Annotated in this window: 10 protein-coding genes; 4 read left to right on the forward strand and 6 right to left on the reverse strand. The window is 60.8% G+C overall.

What is annotated here, in order from left to right; translation table 11 throughout:
• The 4 genes from PLH32_11915 to PLH32_11930 all read left to right on the forward strand — a co-directional run bounded on the left by PLH32_11915 (position 1) and on the right by PLH32_11930 (position 9,682).
• Positions 1–2,217: a family 20 glycosylhydrolase gene (locus tag PLH32_11915; GenBank protein HQJ65311.1), complete on the forward strand. Its 2,217-nt coding sequence runs from the start codon at positions 1–3 to the stop codon at positions 2,215–2,217.
• Positions 2,218–2,335: 118 nt separating this feature from the next.
• Positions 2,336–3,901 carry a peptidyl-prolyl cis-trans isomerase gene (locus PLH32_11920; protein HQJ65312.1) on the forward strand — a complete coding sequence of 522 codons (1,566 nt, stop codon included), beginning with the start codon at positions 2,336–2,338 and terminating at the stop codon, positions 3,899–3,901.
• Positions 3,902–3,904: 3 nt separating this feature from the next.
• Positions 3,905–6,994, forward strand: coding sequence for a glycoside hydrolase family 38 C-terminal domain-containing protein (locus PLH32_11925; GenBank protein ID HQJ65313.1), 3,090 nt, complete (start codon positions 3,905–3,907; stop codon positions 6,992–6,994).
• An 18-nt stretch (positions 6,995–7,012) separates the two neighbouring features.
• The gene (locus PLH32_11930; GenBank protein ID HQJ65314.1) at positions 7,013–9,682 is read left to right on the forward strand and encodes a transglutaminase-like domain-containing protein; all 2,670 of its coding nucleotides are present in this window, start codon (positions 7,013–7,015) and stop codon (positions 9,680–9,682) included.
• A gap of 39 nt (positions 9,683–9,721) precedes the next feature.
• Here PLH32_11930 and PLH32_11935 read toward each other — a convergent pair whose 3' ends face one another.
• The 6 genes from PLH32_11935 to PLH32_11960 form a co-directional block, all read right to left on the reverse strand.
• Positions 9,722–10,780 (reverse strand): family 20 glycosylhydrolase, encoded by a 1,059-nt coding sequence (locus PLH32_11935; GenBank protein HQJ65315.1) that lies wholly within the window; start codon positions 10,778–10,780, stop codon positions 9,722–9,724.
• A gap of 1 nt (position 10,781) precedes the next feature.
• Positions 10,782–12,008 carry a DUF5009 domain-containing protein gene (locus PLH32_11940; protein HQJ65316.1) on the reverse strand — a complete coding sequence of 409 codons (1,227 nt, stop codon included), beginning with the start codon at positions 12,006–12,008 and terminating at the stop codon, positions 10,782–10,784.
• Positions 12,009–12,125: 117 nt separating this feature from the next.
• On the reverse strand, positions 12,126–12,368 hold the full coding sequence (locus PLH32_11945) for a hypothetical protein (protein ID HQJ65317.1): 243 nt from the start codon (positions 12,366–12,368) through the stop codon (positions 12,126–12,128).
• Positions 12,369–12,387: 19 nt separating this feature from the next.
• The gene (locus PLH32_11950) at positions 12,388–13,371 is read right to left on the reverse strand and encodes a hypothetical protein (GenBank protein HQJ65318.1); all 984 of its coding nucleotides are present in this window, start codon (positions 13,369–13,371) and stop codon (positions 12,388–12,390) included.
• Between the two features lie 75 nt (positions 13,372–13,446).
• Positions 13,447–16,890 (reverse strand): hypothetical protein, encoded by a 3,444-nt coding sequence (locus PLH32_11955; protein ID HQJ65319.1) that lies wholly within the window; start codon positions 16,888–16,890, stop codon positions 13,447–13,449.
• A gap of 233 nt (positions 16,891–17,123) precedes the next feature.
• Entirely contained in the window at positions 17,124–18,740 is a 1,617-nt protein-coding gene (locus PLH32_11960; protein ID HQJ65320.1) for a sigma-54-dependent Fis family transcriptional regulator, read from the reverse strand.
• Positions 18,741–18,892: the final 152 nt, after the last annotated feature.

The raw sequence follows: 18,892 nt of genomic DNA on the forward strand, positions 1-18,892 counted from the left end.
ATGCTTGCAGGTTCTGTTGCGTCCACTCCGGTGACGCTGATCCCCCGGCCTGCCCGCCTGGCCGAAGCCCGGGGAAGCTGCAAAATCTCCGGCAGCGCTCCGCTGCTCTACCCGGTCGGCGATCCAGAGCTGGAGCGGATCGCCCGGCTGGCTGCCGCCGAGATCGGCCGGACCAGCGGCTGGAACCTCACTGTCGCGCCGGACGAGGGCCAGAAACAGCGGGCTCCCGTCATCCGCCTCGGCCTCGATCCGGCACTTGCCGGCCTCGGCCCAGAGGGATACCACCTGACCATCGCACCGGCCGGCGTCTCGCTCAACGCCGCTGTACCCGCGGGCCTTTACCGCGGTGTGCAAACCCTGCGCCAGCTCATCCCCCGCGCCGGTGCCGAACAGCGAAGCCGTTCCTTCACTTTGCCCTGCCTCGAGATCAGCGATCAGCCCCGTTTCGCCTGGCGCGGCGTTATGGTCGATGTCGGCCGCCATTTCCACAGCGTCCGCTTTATGAAGGAAATCCTCGACTGGATGGCCCTCTACAAGATGAACCGGCTGCATTGGCACCTGACCGAGGACCAGGGTTGGCGCATCGAAATCAAAAAGTATCCGCGCCTCACCGAGGTTGGGGCCTGGCGCACCGAAGCGGACGGCAGCCGCTATGGTGGATTCTACACCCAGGACGAGATCCGCGAGGTCGTCGCCTATGCCGCGGATCGCCACATCGAGGTCGTCCCGGAAATCGAGATGCCGGGACACTGCATGGCGGCGCTTGCGGCCTATCCCGAACTCTCGTGCAGCGGCGGCCCCTTCTCGGTTCAGACCCAATGGGGGGTCTTCAAGGAGGTCTTTTGCGCGGGCAAGGATGAGACCTTTGTCTTTCTCGATGCGGTTTTGACGGAGGTGATCGGCCTCTTTCCGGGCGAATATATTCACATCGGCGGCGACGAGGTGCCCCGCGACCGCTGGCAGTCCTGCCCGCTCTGCCAGAAACGGATCCAAGCCGAGGGAGTCAGCGACGAAGCGGAATTGCAGACCTGGTTCATCAGCCGGATCGGATCCTTCCTCGCGGCCCATGGCCGGCGCCTCATCGGCTGGGACGAGATCCTCGAGGGCGGCCTGTCCCCCGGCGCCACGGTGCAGTCCTGGCGCGGCATGGAGGGGGCCCTGGCCGCAGCGCAGGCAGGTCACGATGCCATCGTCTCGCCCGGCAGCCACACCTATTTCAACGCGGATATCGGCGCGCTCGACCTGCGTAAAGCCTACTCCTTTGAGCCCTTTCCCGCGGAACTCGCAGCGGAGGCACAAGGCCATATCCTCGGCGGCGAGTGCTGCCTCTGGAGCGAGCGCATCACCGAGGACAATCTCGGCTACCAGCTTTTCCCGCGCCTGCTCGCCTTCAGCGAGGTGCTCTGGTCTCCGGATGGGGAACGCCATTATGACTCCTTTCTCGAACGCCTGCGCAGCCACTATCCGCTGCTCGAGTCTCTCGGCATCCATTACGGTCCTGAGGCCCGGCCGGTCTCTATCCTGACCCGTTTTGACCCGGCCTCCCAAGCCCATACCGTGACATTGGAAAGTGGGGAGAAAGGGTCTGAACTCCACTATACCTTGGACGGCGCCGAGCCCTCGGCGTCCGCACCGCTCTATCAGGCACCGTTCACACTTCGCCAGCCGGCGACGATAAAGGCTCGCGCCTTTCACGCCGGCCAGCCCTATGGGGAGAGCGCTGTTCGAGCGCTCCTGTACCATGCCGGTATGCGCGGCGCCCTCCATCTCGAAAATCCACCCAGCCCACGCTACAACGCCGGTGGCGCTTCAGCGCTTGTGGACGGCTTGTGCGGCTCCACCACCTTCACCGACGGCTGCTGGCAGGGTTTCGAGGCCCAGGATCTGATCGCCACCCTCGACCTCGGGACGCTGCAGCCGGTTCACCGCCTGCGCGCCGGCTTTCTGCAGGAGACCAACTCCTGGATTTTCCTTCCCGCCTTTGTGGAATGGTCCGTTTCACGAGATGGCGTTAATTTTAAAAGCATAGCAGCCTGGGACCATCCCACAGCGGCCGGCACCTCGCGCGTCTGCATCCAGGAGGACCGCGCGGAACTTGCCGGCATCCAGGTGCGTTATATCCGCTTACGGGCCCGCAACGTAGGCTTTTGCCCGGCCTGGCATCCCGGCGCCGGCGGCAAGGCCTGGATCTTCGCCGATGAGATCATCGTCGAATAAGCGGCTGCCTGGCGGAGCTTGCGAAGGCCTGGGTGCGTTTCCATTGTATTTCATGTCGATTTTGCTTACATTAGAGATAATGCTTAAAAAAACCGGATTTTCATCCATGGAGAACGAGATGAGACGATACTGGATTTTCGGGCTGCTGCTCGCATTGGGGTTGCTGGCCTGCGGCAAGAAGGACGAGACCTGGCTGGTCAAGGTCAAGGAACAGACGCTGCGGGAGGACCTCTTCACTCGCCGTTACAAGATGAGCAGGGAGTATTCCCAGCACCCGGTCATCACGCCCGAGATTGTCCGGCAATTCATCGAGAAGAATCTGCTCAACAATCTCTACTTCCAGGCCGAAGGCGCCGCGCTCAAGCTAGAACAGGACAGCACCCTCGCGGCGCAGATCACCCAGGAAGAGCGCCGCATGCTGACCCGCAATGGCGGTCCGCTCTTCAAGGCCGTCATTCCCGCCAGTTTCCCCGTGAGCAGCGAGGAGGTGCAGGCCGCTTATGAATGGGGCAAACAGGAGTGCAAACTCTCGCATATCCTGGTCAAGTCGCCTTCTCTGGCGGACTCGATTTACAAGGCCCTGATGGCCGGCGCCGATTTTCCGGCCATGGTAAAAAAATACAGCATGGATGTCAACACCCTGGAGACCAAGGGTCAGATCGGTCCCTATCTGACCTGGTCCAATCTCGCGCCTGCAGCGGCAGCGGCCGTGCGTAATACGGCTGTCGGCTCGTATACCCGTCCCGTTTTGACCGGTTACGGTTACCAAATCCTGCGCGTCGATGAGCGCCGCGAGCGCAAGCAGCCGCCGTTTGAGCAGGCCCGCGCCCAGATCGAGGGGGATCTGCGGAACCAGAAACAGGGGCTCTTTATCGAATCGTACGCCGATTCGCTCAATCGCAAGTTCCATCTCAAGGTCGACAGCCTGCTCTTTGTCCGGATTGCGCCCGCTTTGAATGCCGGCAAGCCGGAGGTCAAGGTCGATTATGCCCTGATCACGCCGGAGGACCAGAGGAAGATTCTGGTCAGCTACGACGGCACTACCTTGAGCGTGCGTGAGATCCTCGATAAGTATATCCAGATGACGCGCGGCAACGCTTACCGTCTTTCGCGCTATGAAGATATGGTCGATTTCGCGAAAAAGAGCTCGCTGCAGGATCTGATGCTTCTGGATGCCCGTGCGCGCAAGCTCGATCAGTCGCCGGAGTTCAAGGCTGATTTTCTTTACGCCAAAAATCAGTTCATCGGGCAGAAATGCCGCGAGCGCCTGGTGACCCGGGCGGTCAAGGTACAGGATGCAGAGATCACCGCTTATTATGAGGCCCACAAGGAGGAATACAAGAACCAATCCCTCGACCAACTGCGTTCGACCATTCGCGGCCGCCTTTACAGCGAGAAGACTCTGCAGCTGCAGGACAAGGTGACGGCCGAGCTGATCAAAAAGTATCCGGTGAAATGGAACGACAAGGCCCTGAAAAAGACCGCCGAGGCCCTGAACGCCGAAAAGGCGAAAAACCCCCCGGCGCCGGGCGCGCCCCGGGGCATGGGTCAGATGCCCGGCCAGGGCGGCAGGATGCAGGGGCAGCCACCGATGCAGCGGCCTGGGCAGGGCCCCGACGGCGAGCAACGCCCCGGTCAGCGGCCGGATCATCAGCCGCCCGCTCCCCCGCAGGGGGTGCGCTGAGCTATGCACGAGCGCGAAATCCTGCTCTATGAAACCCGGATTGCCCAGTTCGTCGAACGCCTGCCGGACTCCTTCTATGGGCAGGAGATCCTGCTGCATGCCGAAGCGGCTCTTGCCGAGCCGCCGGTGCCCTTTTCGCGCCTTCATGATCTGACCTTTCGTCCCATCGCCCGGGGCGAAAAATGGGGCGCCGACTGGCAGACGGCCTGGTTTCATCTTACCGGAACCGTGCCGGAATCCTGGCACGGCGAAACGGTGGTCGCGCGCATCAACCTGGGCGGTGAAGGCCTCGTCTTCGCCGCCGACGGCACCCCGGTGCATGCGCTGAGCTGGCATTCGCTCTGGCTTCCTGAATTCCGCCGCGACCGCATCCCGATCGCCGCTCCCGCCTGCGGAGGCGAAGCCGTCGATCTCTGGATCGAGGCCTCCGCCGCCCAGATTTTCGGGCTGCGTCTCAGCAGCGATCCTGCGCAGGATGATCCTCACCGCCATGGCCATCTCGAGGCGGTGGTTCAGGATCTGGCCCTCGCGACTTTCCGGCCGGAGGTCTGGCATCTCTGGCTGGACGCCCGCCTGCTCAACAACCAGATGAAGGCTCTGCCGGAAAAAAGCGTGCGCCGCGCCCGGCTGCTGCGCGCCCTGATGCGCGCCGCCGATCTCTTCCAGGGCACGGCCGACGGCACCGCCGCCGCCCGCCAGGTTCTGGCCGTCGAGCTGGCCAAAAAGAGCAGCGCTTCCGATCTCACCGCCCACGCCGTCGGCCACGCCCATATCGATACCGGCTGGCTCTGGCCGGTCGCCGAGACGGTGCGTAAGTGCGGCCGCTCCTTTGCCGCCCAGATCGACCTCATCGAACGCTACCCCGGCTACGTCTTTGGCGCCTCCCAGGCGCAGCATTACGCCTTTGTCAAGGAGCATTATCCCGCGCTGTATGAAAAAATCCGCACCCAGGTGCACCGGGGCCGTTGGGAACTGCAGGGCGGTATGTGGGTCGAAGCCGATTGCAATCTGATCAGCGGAGAGTCGATGGTCCGCCAGATCCTACACGGCGTGCGCTTTTTTGAGAAGGAGTTCGGCGTCACCGTGCGCAACCTCTGGCTGCCCGATGTCTTCGGTTACAGCGCCGCCATGCCGCAGATCCTGAAAAAGAGCGGCCTCGACTATATGATCACACAAAAGATCTCATGGAACCAGTTCAACCGCTTCCCCTGGCACAGCTTTGTCTGGCGCGGTATCGACGGCAGCGAGATCATCGTTCACTTTCCCCCCGAGGATACCTATAACAGTGAATTCTGGCCCTCTGGCATGCGCCATGCCCAGGAGAATTTCGCCGAGCGCGACCGCCTCGACGAATTCCTCGTCCTTTTCGGCATCGGTGACGGGGGCGGTGGCGCCACAGAAGAGATCATCGAGACCGGCCTGCGCCAGGCCGACCTTGAAGGTGGCCCGCGCGTCCATTTCGGAGCGGCACAGGAAATGCTCGACCGCCTTGGCGCGAAAAAGCCCTTGCTCGAGCGCTGGACCGGCGAACTCTATCTCGAACTCCATCGCGGCACCCTCACCACCCAGGCGAAGACCAAATTCATGAACCGCTGGTGCGAGCACAAATTGCGCGAAGTGGAGATGCTCTACACCCTGCTGCCGGCAGCGGATTATCCCGCTGCCGAAATGGATGGTCTGTGGAAGACTGTGCTGCGCAACCAGTTCCATGACATCCTGCCGGGATCGAGCATCAGACGGGTCTATGAGACCACACAGCGCGAGCACGCAGAGGTCCAGGCCGCCCTGACCGCGCTGACAGTGCGCGCCGGAGAGCGGCTCTTCCCGCCTGATCCGGAGTCCCTGACCCTGGTCAACACCCTCTCCACTCCCTTTACCCGCCCATCGCCTCTGCCGGCGGCGTGGGCCGGCCATGAGTTGCACGATGGTTCCGGTGAAGCGGTGCCGGTCCAAATGCGCGAGGGTCATTCGGTCGCCCTGATCGAGGTGGCGCCGCTGAGCGCGGTCGTGCTGAAGCGCGGCGCGCGCAGGGCGGACTCCGTCGCGCCGCTTCCTGAGGCCACTTCGCTGCAGGGCGTCGTCCTCGAAAACGATCTCATCCGCTACGAGCTGGCCGGCGATGGTACGCTTGCCCGCATCTTCGACAAGGAGGCGGGGCGCGAGGTCATGCGCCCGGGCCAGAGCGGCAACCGCCTCAGCCTCTATGAGGACCGCCCCGCCAACTGGGATGCCTGGGATGTCGACCTCTATTATGAAAACCAGCTGCTCCAGCAGGCGGAGTTGACCGGCTGGCGCTGGCTGGGCAACGGGCCGGTCGCCCAAATGCTGCTGCTGCAATTCCGTATCGGCGCATCGACGATCGACCAGCGCCTCTGCCTCGCAGGCAACACCAAACGCCTCGATTTTGTCACCCGGATCGGCTGGCACGAGCGCCATCGCATGCTGCGCGTCGCCTTCGATGCCGATGTGACCGCCGCCGAGGCCTCCTACGAGATCCAGTATGGCACGGTCAGGCGGCCGACGCACCGCAACACCAGTTGGGACCGGGCCCGGTTCGAGACCGTCGGCCACCGCTTCGTCGACCTCAGCGAGCCGACACACGGCGTCGCCCTGCTCAACAACGGCAAGTACGGCCACAAGATTTTCGACCGCACCATCGACCTCAACCTGCTGCGCGCCCCGACCTCGCCCGATCCCGAGGCCGACCGCGGCGACCATGAGATCATCTTTTCCCTGCTGCCGCACCTCGGAGCGCTGGAGGCTTCGGCGGTCTATGCCGAGGCGGCGCAACTCAACCAGCCGCTCGCTGCATTCCCGGGCCGCGCCGGCGTAGTAACCTTCCCCTGCCGCCTCAGCGATGATGCGGCGATCCTCTCTGTGCTGAAAAAGGCGGAAGGGGAGGAGGCCTGGATCGTGCGGCTCTACGAGCCCCGCGGCCGCCGCGCGACGACGCGGCTGATCCTCGCCGATCCCGGGCGCCGGGTACAAAACGCCGACCTGCTCGAGCGACCGCTCGGCGAACTGCCGGTGCGGGATGGCGCCGTCGCGCTCGAGTTCGATCCCTTCGAGATCAAAACCCTCATGCTGATCTGATACCGGGAGGTTTTCCGCATGCGCAAGCTGCTCCTGCTGCCGTTTTTTCTCCTCTGGGCGGCTTGCCCGTCCGGACAGAATCACCTGATCACCAACGACACCCTGCGCCACAGCATGCAGCTGCAGTTTGGGGTTCAGAAACAGCTGGCGCAGCAACGGCAGGACGAACTCTTTGGCGTCCTCAAGCAGCCACTGCGTCCCGCCGAGCGCGAGGCGCTGGAATGGCTTTATGCCTGGATGCCCCTCAGCGATCTGGCCGATTATGACGGCGGATTTTTCCTGCGCCAGGTACGGGCGACCCTGCAAGCCCGCGCTGAAATGGCCTGGGGCCGCCATGTGCCCGAAGCGCTCTTCCTGCACTTTGTCCTTCCCCTGCGCGTCAACAACGAGAACCTCGATTCGGCACGAGTGGTGCTCTACGATGCGCTCAAAACGCGCGTCGCCGATATGCCCATGCGCCAGGCCATCCTCGAGGTCAACCACTGGTGCCACGAGCACGTCACCTACCGCAGCGCGGATATGCGCACCTCCGCGCCCCTGGCCACCCTGCGCAGCGCCATCGGCCGCTGTGGCGAGGAGTCGGTTTTCACCGTCGCCGCCCTGCGCGCGGTGGGCATCCCAGCGCGTCAGGTTTATGTGCCGCGCTGGGCCCATAGCGACGACAACCACGCCTGGGTAGAAGCCTGGGCCGACGGCACCTGGTATTTTCTCGGAGCTTGCGAGCCGGAACCGGATCTCAACATGGGCTGGTTCAAGGAGCCGGCGCGGCGCGCCATGCTCGTCCACACCCGGGTGATGGGACCCTATGACGGCCCCGAAGAGCTCCTCGCTTCCTCCGCCCGCCACCGTGAGATCAATGTGCTCGGGCGCTATGCTGTGACCAAAAAATTGCTTGTCCGGACCGTTGACCCCGATGGCGCCCCCATTACCGGCGCCGAGGTTTCGTTCCGGCTCTACAACTATGCCGAGTTCTATCCGCTGGCACGCCGGGTCACCGATGCCGGCGGTCGCTGCAGCCTCGAAACCGGCCTGGGCGATCTCTTCATCTGGGCCCATCGCGGCGGACTTGCCAGATTCGCCCAGGCGCATGCCTCGGCGCAGGATACCGTCACCGTGACGCTGCTTCCCTGCCCGCGTGGCGAGGAGATTCAGGATCTTGATTTTACACCACCGCTGGCCCGCCCCCCTTTGCCGGACACGATCTCCACAGCTGCCCGCGATCTCCATGCCCGCCGCCTTGCCCACGAGGACAGTCTGCGCCGGGCCTACATCGCGACCTTTATGGATTCACTCGCCTGCAGCCGGCTAGCGCAGGAGGCTGGTCTGCCACCGGATCGCCTCTGGCCGCTGCTGCGCACAAGTCGCGGCAACCATGATCAAATCGCCCGGTTCATTCGTGAAGGCATGGCCCTCCGTCGCCCGATGGTCTTGCCGCTCTTGCAGCAGCTTTCGGAGAAAGATCTGCGCGATACCCGCGCGGAGGTGCTGCTCGATCATCTCACCGCGGCCGGGAGCGATGCCCGCATTGATCGCGAGCTGATGGAAAAGCATATCCTCAATCCCCGCATCCGCAATGAGGCATTGGTCGCGTGGCGCCGGCTGCTCTGCGATGGATTTTCACCCGCCTTTCGCGACTCCGTCCGTGCCAATCCCCTGCTGCTGGCCGGGTGGGTCCAGCGCCACATCCGCGTGGACTCGACCGCCAATTATTATGGCGTGCCACTGACCCCGCGCGGCGTCTGGGCGCTGCGCGTCGCCGATCCGCTCTCGCGGGATATTTTTCTCATCGCTCTCAGCCGCGCCTGCGGTATCCCCGCCCGGCTCGACCCTGCCTTAGACCAGCCCTGCTATTTTGACCTGATGCAGCGGCGCTGGCTGCCGCTGGTAAGCGGTTCCCGAGAAATCATGACCGCGACCGCTTCCCTGACGCTGAAAAGCAGTGACGCGGCGATGGCCCGGCCGGATTACTGGACGCATTTCACGCTGGGACGGCTGCAGGAGGGGGAGTACAAGACGCTGGAATTGGAGGGATTGCGGTTTGAAAAGGGCGCGGCCAGGCTGGAAGTGCCGGCCGGGGCCTGTCAGCTCATCACCGGCTGGCGCGAGCCGGATGGAACCGTGCTGAGCCGCCTCCATTTTTTCAGCCTGCTGCCGGGTCAAGCCCTCACGGTTGGGCTGAGCTGGCGCCATGAGGCGCAGGGCAAGAAGCCGATCGGAACACTGCCCGCCGGCGCGTTGCTGGCCCTGGCTGACGCCGGCGGCCCGGTTTCACTGGCGCAGCTCTCCAGCCCGAAGGGTCTCATCCTCGCCTGGCTCGATCCCGGGCGTGAACCCTCGCAGCATATCCTGCGCGAGTGGCAGGACCTGCGGCCGCTCTTTGAGGCGTGGGGGGGTACGATGGCGGTGATGGTGGAGCCGGAACAGACGGCCCGGCTGCGCGAGTACCAGTTGCCGGGGCAGCTGCGGCTGGGAAAGGATCCGCAGGAAAAGCTGCTGAGGAGCCTGGAGTCAAGCCTGCCCGGCGGGCCCTTGACGATCCGGCCGGTGCTGATCTATGCCGATCCCGGCGGATCGGTGCTGCTGCTCAATCAGGGCTATCAGGTCGGCCTCGGCGATCGGCTGCTGCAGGCCATCAAGAGCTCTAACAGACCCTCGTCCTCAAGACGCTGCGCGCAGGCGAAGGCCTGAACAACTATGCGGTGAGAAATTTAGGATGGTTGTCAGGGATCAATCCGACCGAAGCCGTCCCGCCCGCACGCTCTTGCCCAGCTGCGCCAGAGGCGGCCACCAGGCCAGACTGTCCCGTTTGCCGCTCCACATCGTAAAGAGGTGCCCGAGCATCCCGGGGTGATTCAGAGATGCGCTGTAGCGAAACAAGGCGCCGGCAGCCTCGCGATTTTTCCAGCTCGTCGGCAGCACCTGAAAGCCCTTTTCCAGAAACATCGGCAGCGAGGGATACGCCTCCCGCAGTTCGTAGTGCCAGTCGCAGATGATGATATCCTTCGGAATGCTGTCGACCGCGGCGGCGGTGCCGTTCTTCGATGCCTCCCACTCGCCCAGATCATACTTCTCGCCGTCAATGAGACGGTCCCCCCACATCAGCATCTGCTTATGCCGTTTCCCGACGAGATGGCCGTGGAGATCCTTCACAGCGCCTGCAAAGACCGAGGCCGGATTCTTGCCGAAGGTGGCCGGAGAGAGGCTGTCGCCGATGAGAAAGACTTCATCCATCCCGACATGAAGCATATCAGCATCAAAGGCCTCGAGCAGCTCATCGAGGAGATCGAAGACCGTGGCATGCACTTTCGGATTCAGAGGGTCCCATTCCCTGCAGTAGATCCCCTTGTTACCCGGGTAAGCGCCCGGGGTCAGATCGAATTCGGGATAGCAAGTGAGCAGGGCGAAGGTGGTGCCAGCCCAGGACTGGTGACCGAAGCACTGAAATTCCGGCACAAGGGTGATCCCCTGGCGGCGGCAGGCTTTAACGAACCGCCTGGCTCCGGCGCGGGTGATCGGTCTCGCCGAACCGCGCAGCTCGGGATGCGATCGCCATGCAAAGCCGTAATCGACCTCGAGGATAAGCATGTTGACCCCGGTGGCGGCGAGCTGAGGAAGCTGGGCTTCCAGCTGGATCAGACTCGAATCCGAGGTGAAGTCGAGCAGGTGCAGGGCGCACCAGGGAGCCACCGGTTTGGGGCTCCCGTGTTGCCAGGGTATGCAGGAGAGGGCGGTTAGTAGCAGGAGTAAAGCGAGGAGCAGGCAGGTGGTGATGACCTTGGTTTTCATCTTACATCCTCAGGAAGCGTCCGGAGCGGTGCAGCTGGGCGGTGAGCCAGGTGCCGGTGATGGCGAAAAGGAGGGAGCGCCAGAAGCCGGTGGCGAAGCTGGCGCCCAGTTTCCAGTAGGGATTCATGCCGTCCGCCAGCGGCGGGATGAGATCGATCAGGAGATAGGCGATCGGACCGAGAATGAAGGCGAAGAGGGCATTTTGTCCGGCGGACGCGAGGGTGCAGGTGCCGGTGGTCCATCCGCGCATATCGGCCAGGCCATAGATCACAGCAAAGATCAGGGCCGTCCAGCCTGAGGCAACCAGGCACCAGGGGACCGTGGCGGCATTCTTGTTATAGATGAACTGTAGATGGATGCCACTGAGGGTGTGCAGGAGGACGCCGCCAGCCAGGGCCGCCAAGGCGAAAAGCAGGATGACACGCAGCCGCCCGGCATGGCTCTCCTCCCGGCCAAAGATCAGCATGCTGAGCAGGGCTCCGGAGGCTGTGATCGCCGGCTGCGAGCCGAGCACCGAACCAATGCCGATCCAGTTATGGAGGAATCCGAGAAAGGTGAGCAGGCCAAACCGGTCGGCGACATAGAGGCCGTAGAGCAGCAGGACCGCGCCGGCGAATCCGGCTCTGGATCGTCGCAGCAGCAGGTAGAGCCCCGAGGTCACCAGGTAGGCCCAGCCGATCAGACCGAGGATACCCCACCAGTGCGGCCGCAGTCCCAGGCCCGCCTCGCTGCGGTAGGAGAAGGCGAGGGCCGCCAGCAGGACCACGCCGGCGATCCGGCGCATCTGGACAAGACGCTTGCGCTCCGCTCCGGGGGCGATCCATACCAGGATGGCGCTGCCGTAGAGCAGCAGTTTCCACAGCCGGGGATCGATTTGGCCCTGATGCGCGATACCTTCGCTGTTAACCATCAGCACGCCCATGACCAGCAGACCGAGGGTGCGGACAAGGATATGGCCGAAGACCCGGGCGCGCGGTTCGCCGCGGTCCAGCCGTCTGCCGAGAGCGATGGGCAGGGAAAGGCCGACGATGAAAAGGAAGGCGGGAAACACAATGTCAACGAAGGTATACCCGTCGGCGGTCGAGGGATGGATATGTTTCATCCAGCCCGGGGCGCCGGTCACTCCAGCCAGGTCGTTGACGAAGAGCATCACCAGGATGGTCAATCCCCGGGCGATATCGATGGAGCGGATGCGGTTTCCCGTGTGAGGATAATCAGGCGTATTCATGGGCAGAATCCCTCAGTGCCGATGTCATGTCGGGTGGTGTGAGCAGGATGATAGGACTCCTGCAATTATCCGGCAATATAGGGATTCTGCCCTAAAAAATCAAATTCAATATCGGGTTCAGTGCTTTTTCACATCGGCGCCCAGGCCTCTGGTCTGGAGCCCTTTCAGCAGGGCCTTGATATTAAAGTAACCCAGAATCCACGAGACCAGCGTCACAGCCAGAAAGACCAGAATGTTGAGCGTCGACTGAGGATCGATCGGCCACCAGGGCAGGATTTTCATCAGCCAGGCCCAGATCGCCGGAAAGGCGAAGAAGAGAGCGATCTTGACGAGCAGGAGGATGATGTCTTTCAGACTCATAGGTCATTCTCCAGTGACTTCAGGGTTTGATAAAAGTTATGCCGTCCCATATCCAATCCAGCATCGGGGCGAACGCGCTGGTGGCGATTTCCAGCGGGTTGTGGAGCAGGGATAATTCGTCGCCCAATCTGGTTCTCCCGGCCACCAGGCCGGTGCAGTTGGTCAGACGCGTCCACTCGGTTGCCAGCAGGGAAGTCGGCTGGGGCAAGGGAGTGGAAGGGTAAAATCCGGCCAGCGCAAGCGCCGAAGCGATCGGGACGAATTTACCGCCGGTGATGGTGACGGTTTGGGAGGAGGTACTGTCACACTGGATCGCATCCCAGTCGGCAGGCGGGACCGTGACGGGGCCGTCTGCGAGCACGCGCGCTGCGATTTGAAACCCTTCCGTCGTTCCGGCCGGCCGGACCAGCGCCAGGATGTCTGCAGTGGGATTAACCAGGGCGGCCGCCGGCACGACCTCGAGCAGACGACCCAGATGGGGTAAATAGGTGTCCGTCGACGTGATAGGCAAGGCCGAAGCAGGCGGCAGCGGTAAGGCGGAAGCCATCAGCGGCAGGGCGCAGCCCCGGTCATGGAGGGTCTTGAGGCCCGCTCGCAGCGACTGGGAAAAATCACTCCGCACTACAAAGGAGAGCGGAATGGCGCTCTGGGCGGATCCCTCCGGGCGGTCGTTGGGTAGAGCCACCATAACCAGCGGCGGCTGTTTGGATGCCCAACCGAGCGGCGGATTGGGACCGGCAACACCAAGGATCCCCGCCAGAACCTGGGCCTGCATCTCCCGCTCTTTCATATCACGCAGCAAGTTCAAATACCCGCCTATCTCGGTGATGTTCTGGGGCGCAGGCACTCGGGAGCCGACCACATCACCCTGCAAGGCGAGCCGGCGGAGGATGATATTTTGTGCTTCAAACAGATCGGGATTATTGGCTTGTTTGAAGATCTCGATCAAGGATTCGAGAGCACTCGTTTGCGTCGGATCGATGACGGTTGTCTCATCGGGCATGATCGCCTCCTATCAGTACGGCTTATTTGTTCACGTTTATTACCATCTCTTCGATGTCAGGCTGGTGTTTGCCGGTCATACGATGACCGTGCCGCCACCTGAGGGTGAGCCACCGCCGGAGTCTGAGTTGCCGCCGCTGCCTGCGCCGGAACCGTTAGTGGAGCCGCTGCCTGAACCGGATGCACGGCCACTCCCGGTGCCGGTCTTGCTGTTTTCCTTGCTCTTCGAATCACTCTTCGTCCCATAGACAGCGCTGGCTGCATCCGAGCCAGCGGTCGGATTCTTGGCGTAAATGGCACCGAGGATATTGCCGGCTGTAGCCAGGGCTTGCGCTTGGAATTCATGGGTATTTTTCACGGCATCGGCCCTGGCTTTGTCCGCAGTCTGCTGATTCCCCAAAATGATTTTGGCCAGTTGTTCGGCACCCGTCAGACTCGCATCGACGCCTTGCTGTTCCGCCGCTGTTTTGATCATGGCCTGCACCAGTGCGGCGTCTGTTCCTGGAACCGTGGGATTGGCATTGATATTGTTGATCAGCGGTTGCAGTGAAGTCAGTGCGCTGGGCGCCTGCAGGCCGGCCGTGAGCGAAGTCTGGGTCGTCGGCACTTCGACTGCGGAGATCTCCGGAGCCGTGTCGGCCGGGCTGTCCGCCCAGTGCCAGAAGCGGGTAAGATCGATCTTTTCGGCCGACGGGCAGTTGCCCAGAACCGCCTCGCCCAGGACACCGGAGGTGGGCAGCGCTACGATGGAACGGCGTGGGGTAAAGCCGCTGCGATGAAATTCGAGCAAATTGTTCTGGATCGTGGCATTATTCAAGGTCTCATTAGCGACCTGATAGGGAATAGTGAAAGGCATGATCATGGAGTTGCCGTAAAATCCCATTACACGGTTTTCGATGCAGTTGAGCAACGGGACATCTTGGGTCTCGTCCGCGACACCGCCAGCCGGAACGCCAATGGTGAAACCCTCGAGCATCATCGCCCGCTCTTCCGGTGACATCGAGAGCCACACCGTCTTGGAATAAAATACGGTGTTACGCACAACATGCTGCACCATCTGCTCAATCTCTAGCAATTGGGAGTAGCGCAGCACCGGTGCCAGTTGCATTGCGGGTATCGGGAAGGGATCCGGCGGCAGTTCCTGACGCGAGGCCGAGGAAAGGTAGTTGTGCACATAGGTCTCCTCCGAACCTCCGCTGACCGAATTGATTTTGGCATCGAATTCCCAAATCAATGGACCACCGATCTCCTGTTCCAGTTTCTTCGGCACGAGATGCACCGTGCCGCTGATCATGTGATCAGGCGGTGTTTGCGGCATTTCAATGCCAAAGAGGGCGTGCAACAGGGCCCAAGCCTGAACATCGGGATTCACCAGATCATAATCAAAGCGCTGGAATTGCCGGATGATCTCAAATCCGATGATCTCATTCCGCGCCAGCGAGGCCGGTATGGCCAGAGCCCCTCTGAGTGTACATGGTTTGTTATTTCTTCGCTCCCGCAGATTGGCGATCAGGGCGTCTTCGGTCGGGAATGATTTATCAGGATTCCCCCATACCTCCGGAACCGGCTCGACGGGGCCGGTGAGCCGGACTGGCCCCAGCCGTGTTCCGCGTTTGGTAATGGCGCGAACCATGATATCTTCAAATGGCAAGAAGGTGCCGCTGAGAGTGAAATTGATGACATCCTCCGCCGCGCTTCCCGCCGGTTGGAACTGGGCAATCGGATCGCTGGCGAACTGCCGCAGCAGGGTCAGGCCATTCTGGTAGCGCCTCGGCAGCCAGCGCTCCAGAATATCGATATGTTTGAGAATCTGGCTGTAGCGGGTCAGAATCTCGGAGCGCGTATCCACCGAGGTGGTATAATCAAGGGTCATTGGCTGATAGGGCGGCAGAAAGCGGACCACTTCCAGGGGCACGAGGCAGACCAGGGTAATACCTTCGATGGCGGTGGAAAGCTCGAATAACCGCTGTACTTCCCAATATTGTAGGGTCAGGGCTCGGGTATGATTATGGTTGGTAATGACCTTGGTGGTGACATTCATCGATTCTGAAGCCATAGCCAGACGCATGCTGGTGCGCAAAGCTCTACGCCGGGCTGCCGCCGAACGTTCGACACTGGTGTGTACGTTTTCGGCCGCTTCAGAGGTATAGGTGCGTTGTCCCTCCAGCCAGCTGGAGGAAGAACCGCTCGAGGAAGAGCCGCCGCCGCCGATGCTGAAAAGTCCAAGATCCAGCCCCCAACCGCCGGAATCCGACGAGCTGCTGTATTTGCTGCCGCCACGCTCCACTTCGCGAAACGCGGAACGGAAGGTGGCGTCGGTCGATGCATCGGTCTCTTGTTCGAATGCAGCGCTTTCCTCGACAGATAAAGTCTCGCTGTCCCTGATGGTGCTCACATCGCGCCGCTCAAAGATGGCCACGCGCTGCTGTTCTCCCGGGGCGAGCGGCAGGGAGTAGACCAGATTTCCCAGAGTCAGGCCTTTCGGGGTCCACATCTGAGCCATGTGGACCAAATAACCCAATCCGAGAGTGCCTGCCATTGCAACCGTCTCCCAGGGCGAAACAATATTGCCGGATCCCACCCCGATCAACTGATCACGGAAGCCATCTACGCTGACCGGCTGATCCACGGGCACCCGGTCGACATAGGAGACCTGGGATTCGGTATCTTCCGAAAGGGGATAGTAGTCGGGAATCGGGTAGTATCTTTTGGCATCCTTTTGCCCTTTCTGCATGATGACGGGATTGAGGATGCTGGTGCGCGGCTCCACCAGGCGGACGAAGACTGTATAGGGAAACCGATCCACACTGACGTTGCTGCTGTAGACGGAATGGCAGCCGGATTCGCCCATGGCGACTTTGGGAGTGGATGCGGGGGGCGTCTCATCACTCCCAGCTATGGATGTATAGTCCTGGGCTGGCAGAAGCGCCTTGAGCTGCCCCACAATGCTGAGGGGCAGAGGTTCAAGTTTCTCGGGGAGTCGGATATCAGCGAACAAGCCATTATGTGCTACATCTTTATCTCTCAGCGTAAGGGTCTGACTTTTATTGGCACCTTTGATAGTCAGGACGATGCCGCCGTCCGGGAACCTTAAGGAACTGGGCAACGCCAAATTCAGATCACCATCCTTGTTGGTGATGGCGATTTTTGGGGAAGGCGCTTTAATTTCGGCGATCACCTGGAGAAACGCTGCGCCGCTGCCATCGGGCTGAAGTATCCGGCCAAAAAGCTGGGTTGGCAACCACCGTACTGCCAGCAATTCATTGATTTGCTGGAAATGCGCGTTTACCTGGGTGAGTTCGAAATGGAAGCGGCTGACGGCCTTCATGCGGCTGTTCCACAACACCGCCTTGTCGGTCAGGACTTTTGCATTCAACTGATCGACAGCCCGGACGACACGCCGGGCGGATCTCTGCGTGGTCTTTGCCGTGACACTCGCTGCTGCATTGATGGCCGCTTCTATCTTGCTGCTTTCAGTTCTCACTGCAGCCGGAGTGATCGTTTTCTTCGGTCTGGGCATGGACTGCCTCCACTGGATAGTGAAATGGACACCAGAATTTGGGCATGTTTTCAGAATATAAACTTATCGTCCGTATAAAGGCAAATGGAGTGCCAGCAGGCCAGGCCGATCGGCTTGTGATCGATTCCTTAATAATATAAATAAAAATAAAAGTTAAGGTGGAAACCACTAGGGGGGATACAGCACAGCGTAGTGATCAGATCATGGTAAGAATACCATGATCCATGGCAAATTCACCAGCGGGGTGATCTGATGCGGTACTTTTGCATCTTTTGATAAAAATTCTTGGGATCGATGCCGGCGATCCGGGCCGCTTGGGCGACCACGCCATGAGCTCGCTCAAGGGTCGTCTCTACATAGTCCCGTTCGAAACGCTCAACGACCGCTCTTTTAACCAGGGCAAAACCGTTGGCCGATCGGCCTTTGCCGGTACAATCCTCAGGAACCAAGGATTCCGGCAGATGATGCAGCTGGACTTCAACTCCTTCAGCCATGACGGCGGCGCGCTGCATCAAATTCTGCAGTTCCCGGATATTCCCGGGAAAGTCATGGTTCCATAGCAACTCCTGCACCGCCAGACTGATGGGCAGGGGGGGCTTCCCGAGCTGCTTGCGGTAGCTTTTAAGATAGTGTTGGGCCAGAAGGAGGATATCCTCCCGTCGCTCACGCAGCGGTGGAAGATAAAGATAAAGGATATTCAGCCGATAGAAAAGGTCCGAACGGAAGGCCCCCTGTTTGACCAAGCTTTCCAGATGTTTGTTGGTGGCGACGATAATCCGCACGTCGCTCTTTTTAATTTCGTTACTTCCGACCGGGGAATACTCTCCCGTCTGCAGGATACGCAGCAGTTTGACTTGCAGCCCAGGACTCATTTCGCCGATTTCATCGAAAAAAATGGTGCCGCCGTTGGCGGTTTCAAACCAGCCCTTTTTGTTTTGCACCGCTCCGGTGAAGGCACCTTTGATATGTCCGAAGAGCTCGGATTCCAGCAGGGTTTCTGTGAGGGCACCACAATTGAGCGAGACGAAGGGCTTGTCCCGGCGGCGGCTGTGATCATGCAACGCTCTGGCTACCACTTCCTTCCCCGTGCCGCTTTCGCCCTCGAGGATAACCGTGGCAGGTGTGTCCGCAACCTGATCGATGAATTTACGCACCTTTTCTATCTGTGGGCTGGTACCAATGATGGAGGGATCGGCTGAGAGCATGCGCGGATGATGCTGGCTGTCCCGGACTTGAACGCCCAGTTCCTTCTCCTGCAACGACCGGGCCAAGGGCGGAGCGATCAGGGATGCAAAATCCTGCAGAATGGCAGGGCTGCTCTGGATAAACTTCGCTCCACACGACCGATTATCTGTATACAGGATGCCGATACAGGAGGATCCGAGCAGGATCGGCAGGCAGGCGGCAGGACCAGTCCACTGCCCTTGCATGCCTGGCAATGCTTTATGGTGCTCCATGGTCCTGTCGCATTGCAAGTACTCTGCATTTCTGCTTTTACGGACGTGATGAATAAGGGACCAGGGAATGCTGGATTCGGATTTATTATCCGGTATGATCTGCAAGCTGCGGGTTTTTGTATAGAGGATGTTACCGGCAGGGTTCAACACGATCACGAGGCCGCGCTCCGAATTGATCAATGTGATGAGTTCATCTAGAAGGGTGTCGAGGATATCGTCGATAGAGGATCGGGAAGCGATCAATCGGGAAAATTCGAATAAGAAACGATAGCGCAGATAAGCTTCATACAACTCCTGATCGGTGCCTTCGAACAACTCGGTGGAAATCGGCTGATTATGGAATACTTTATCACCAGGATGAGTGTGAAACTGATTCAAAGGATGCTCAATCATACCCTTCCCTCCACCGCCAATGCCACTTCTTGACCTCGAAACGGTAATCAAGCCGGCCGGCGCCGCTTGTCACCGGCCGAAACTCTGCGGAAACTTCGATCGGGGTTGGTGTTCGTCAGAAGATCAGGCTGAATGGGGGTGATGAGGGGGAC

The sequence above is a fragment of the bacterium genome, from assembly GCA_035419245.1.
In the GTDB taxonomy this organism is placed as follows: Bacteria; Zhuqueibacterota; Zhuqueibacteria; order Residuimicrobiales; family Residuimicrobiaceae; genus JAKPUX01.

Coding starts and splice junctions, on each gene's coding strand:
- PLH32_11915 (HQJ65311.1), top strand. CDS start 1: ATGCTTGCAGGTTCTGTTGCGTCCACTCCGGTGACGCTGATCCCCCGG.
- PLH32_11920 (HQJ65312.1), top strand. CDS start 2,336: ATGAGACGATACTGGATTTTCGGGCTGCTGCTCGCATTGGGGTTGCTG.
- PLH32_11925 (HQJ65313.1), top strand. CDS start 3,905: ATGCACGAGCGCGAAATCCTGCTCTATGAAACCCGGATTGCCCAGTTC.
- PLH32_11930 (HQJ65314.1), top strand. CDS start 7,013: ATGCGCAAGCTGCTCCTGCTGCCGTTTTTTCTCCTCTGGGCGGCTTGC.
- PLH32_11935 (HQJ65315.1), bottom strand. CDS start 10,780: ATGAAAACCAAGGTCATCACCACCTGCCTGCTCCTCGCTTTACTCCTG.
- PLH32_11940 (HQJ65316.1), bottom strand. CDS start 12,008: ATGAATACGCCTGATTATCCTCACACGGGAAACCGCATCCGCTCCATC.
- PLH32_11945 (HQJ65317.1), bottom strand. CDS start 12,368: ATGAGTCTGAAAGACATCATCCTCCTGCTCGTCAAGATCGCTCTCTTC.
- PLH32_11950 (HQJ65318.1), bottom strand. CDS start 13,371: ATGCCCGATGAGACAACCGTCATCGATCCGACGCAAACGAGTGCTCTC.
- PLH32_11955 (HQJ65319.1), bottom strand. CDS start 16,890: ATGCCCAGACCGAAGAAAACGATCACTCCGGCTGCAGTGAGAACTGAA.
- PLH32_11960 (HQJ65320.1), bottom strand. CDS start 18,740: ATGATTGAGCATCCTTTGAATCAGTTTCACACTCATCCTGGTGATAAA.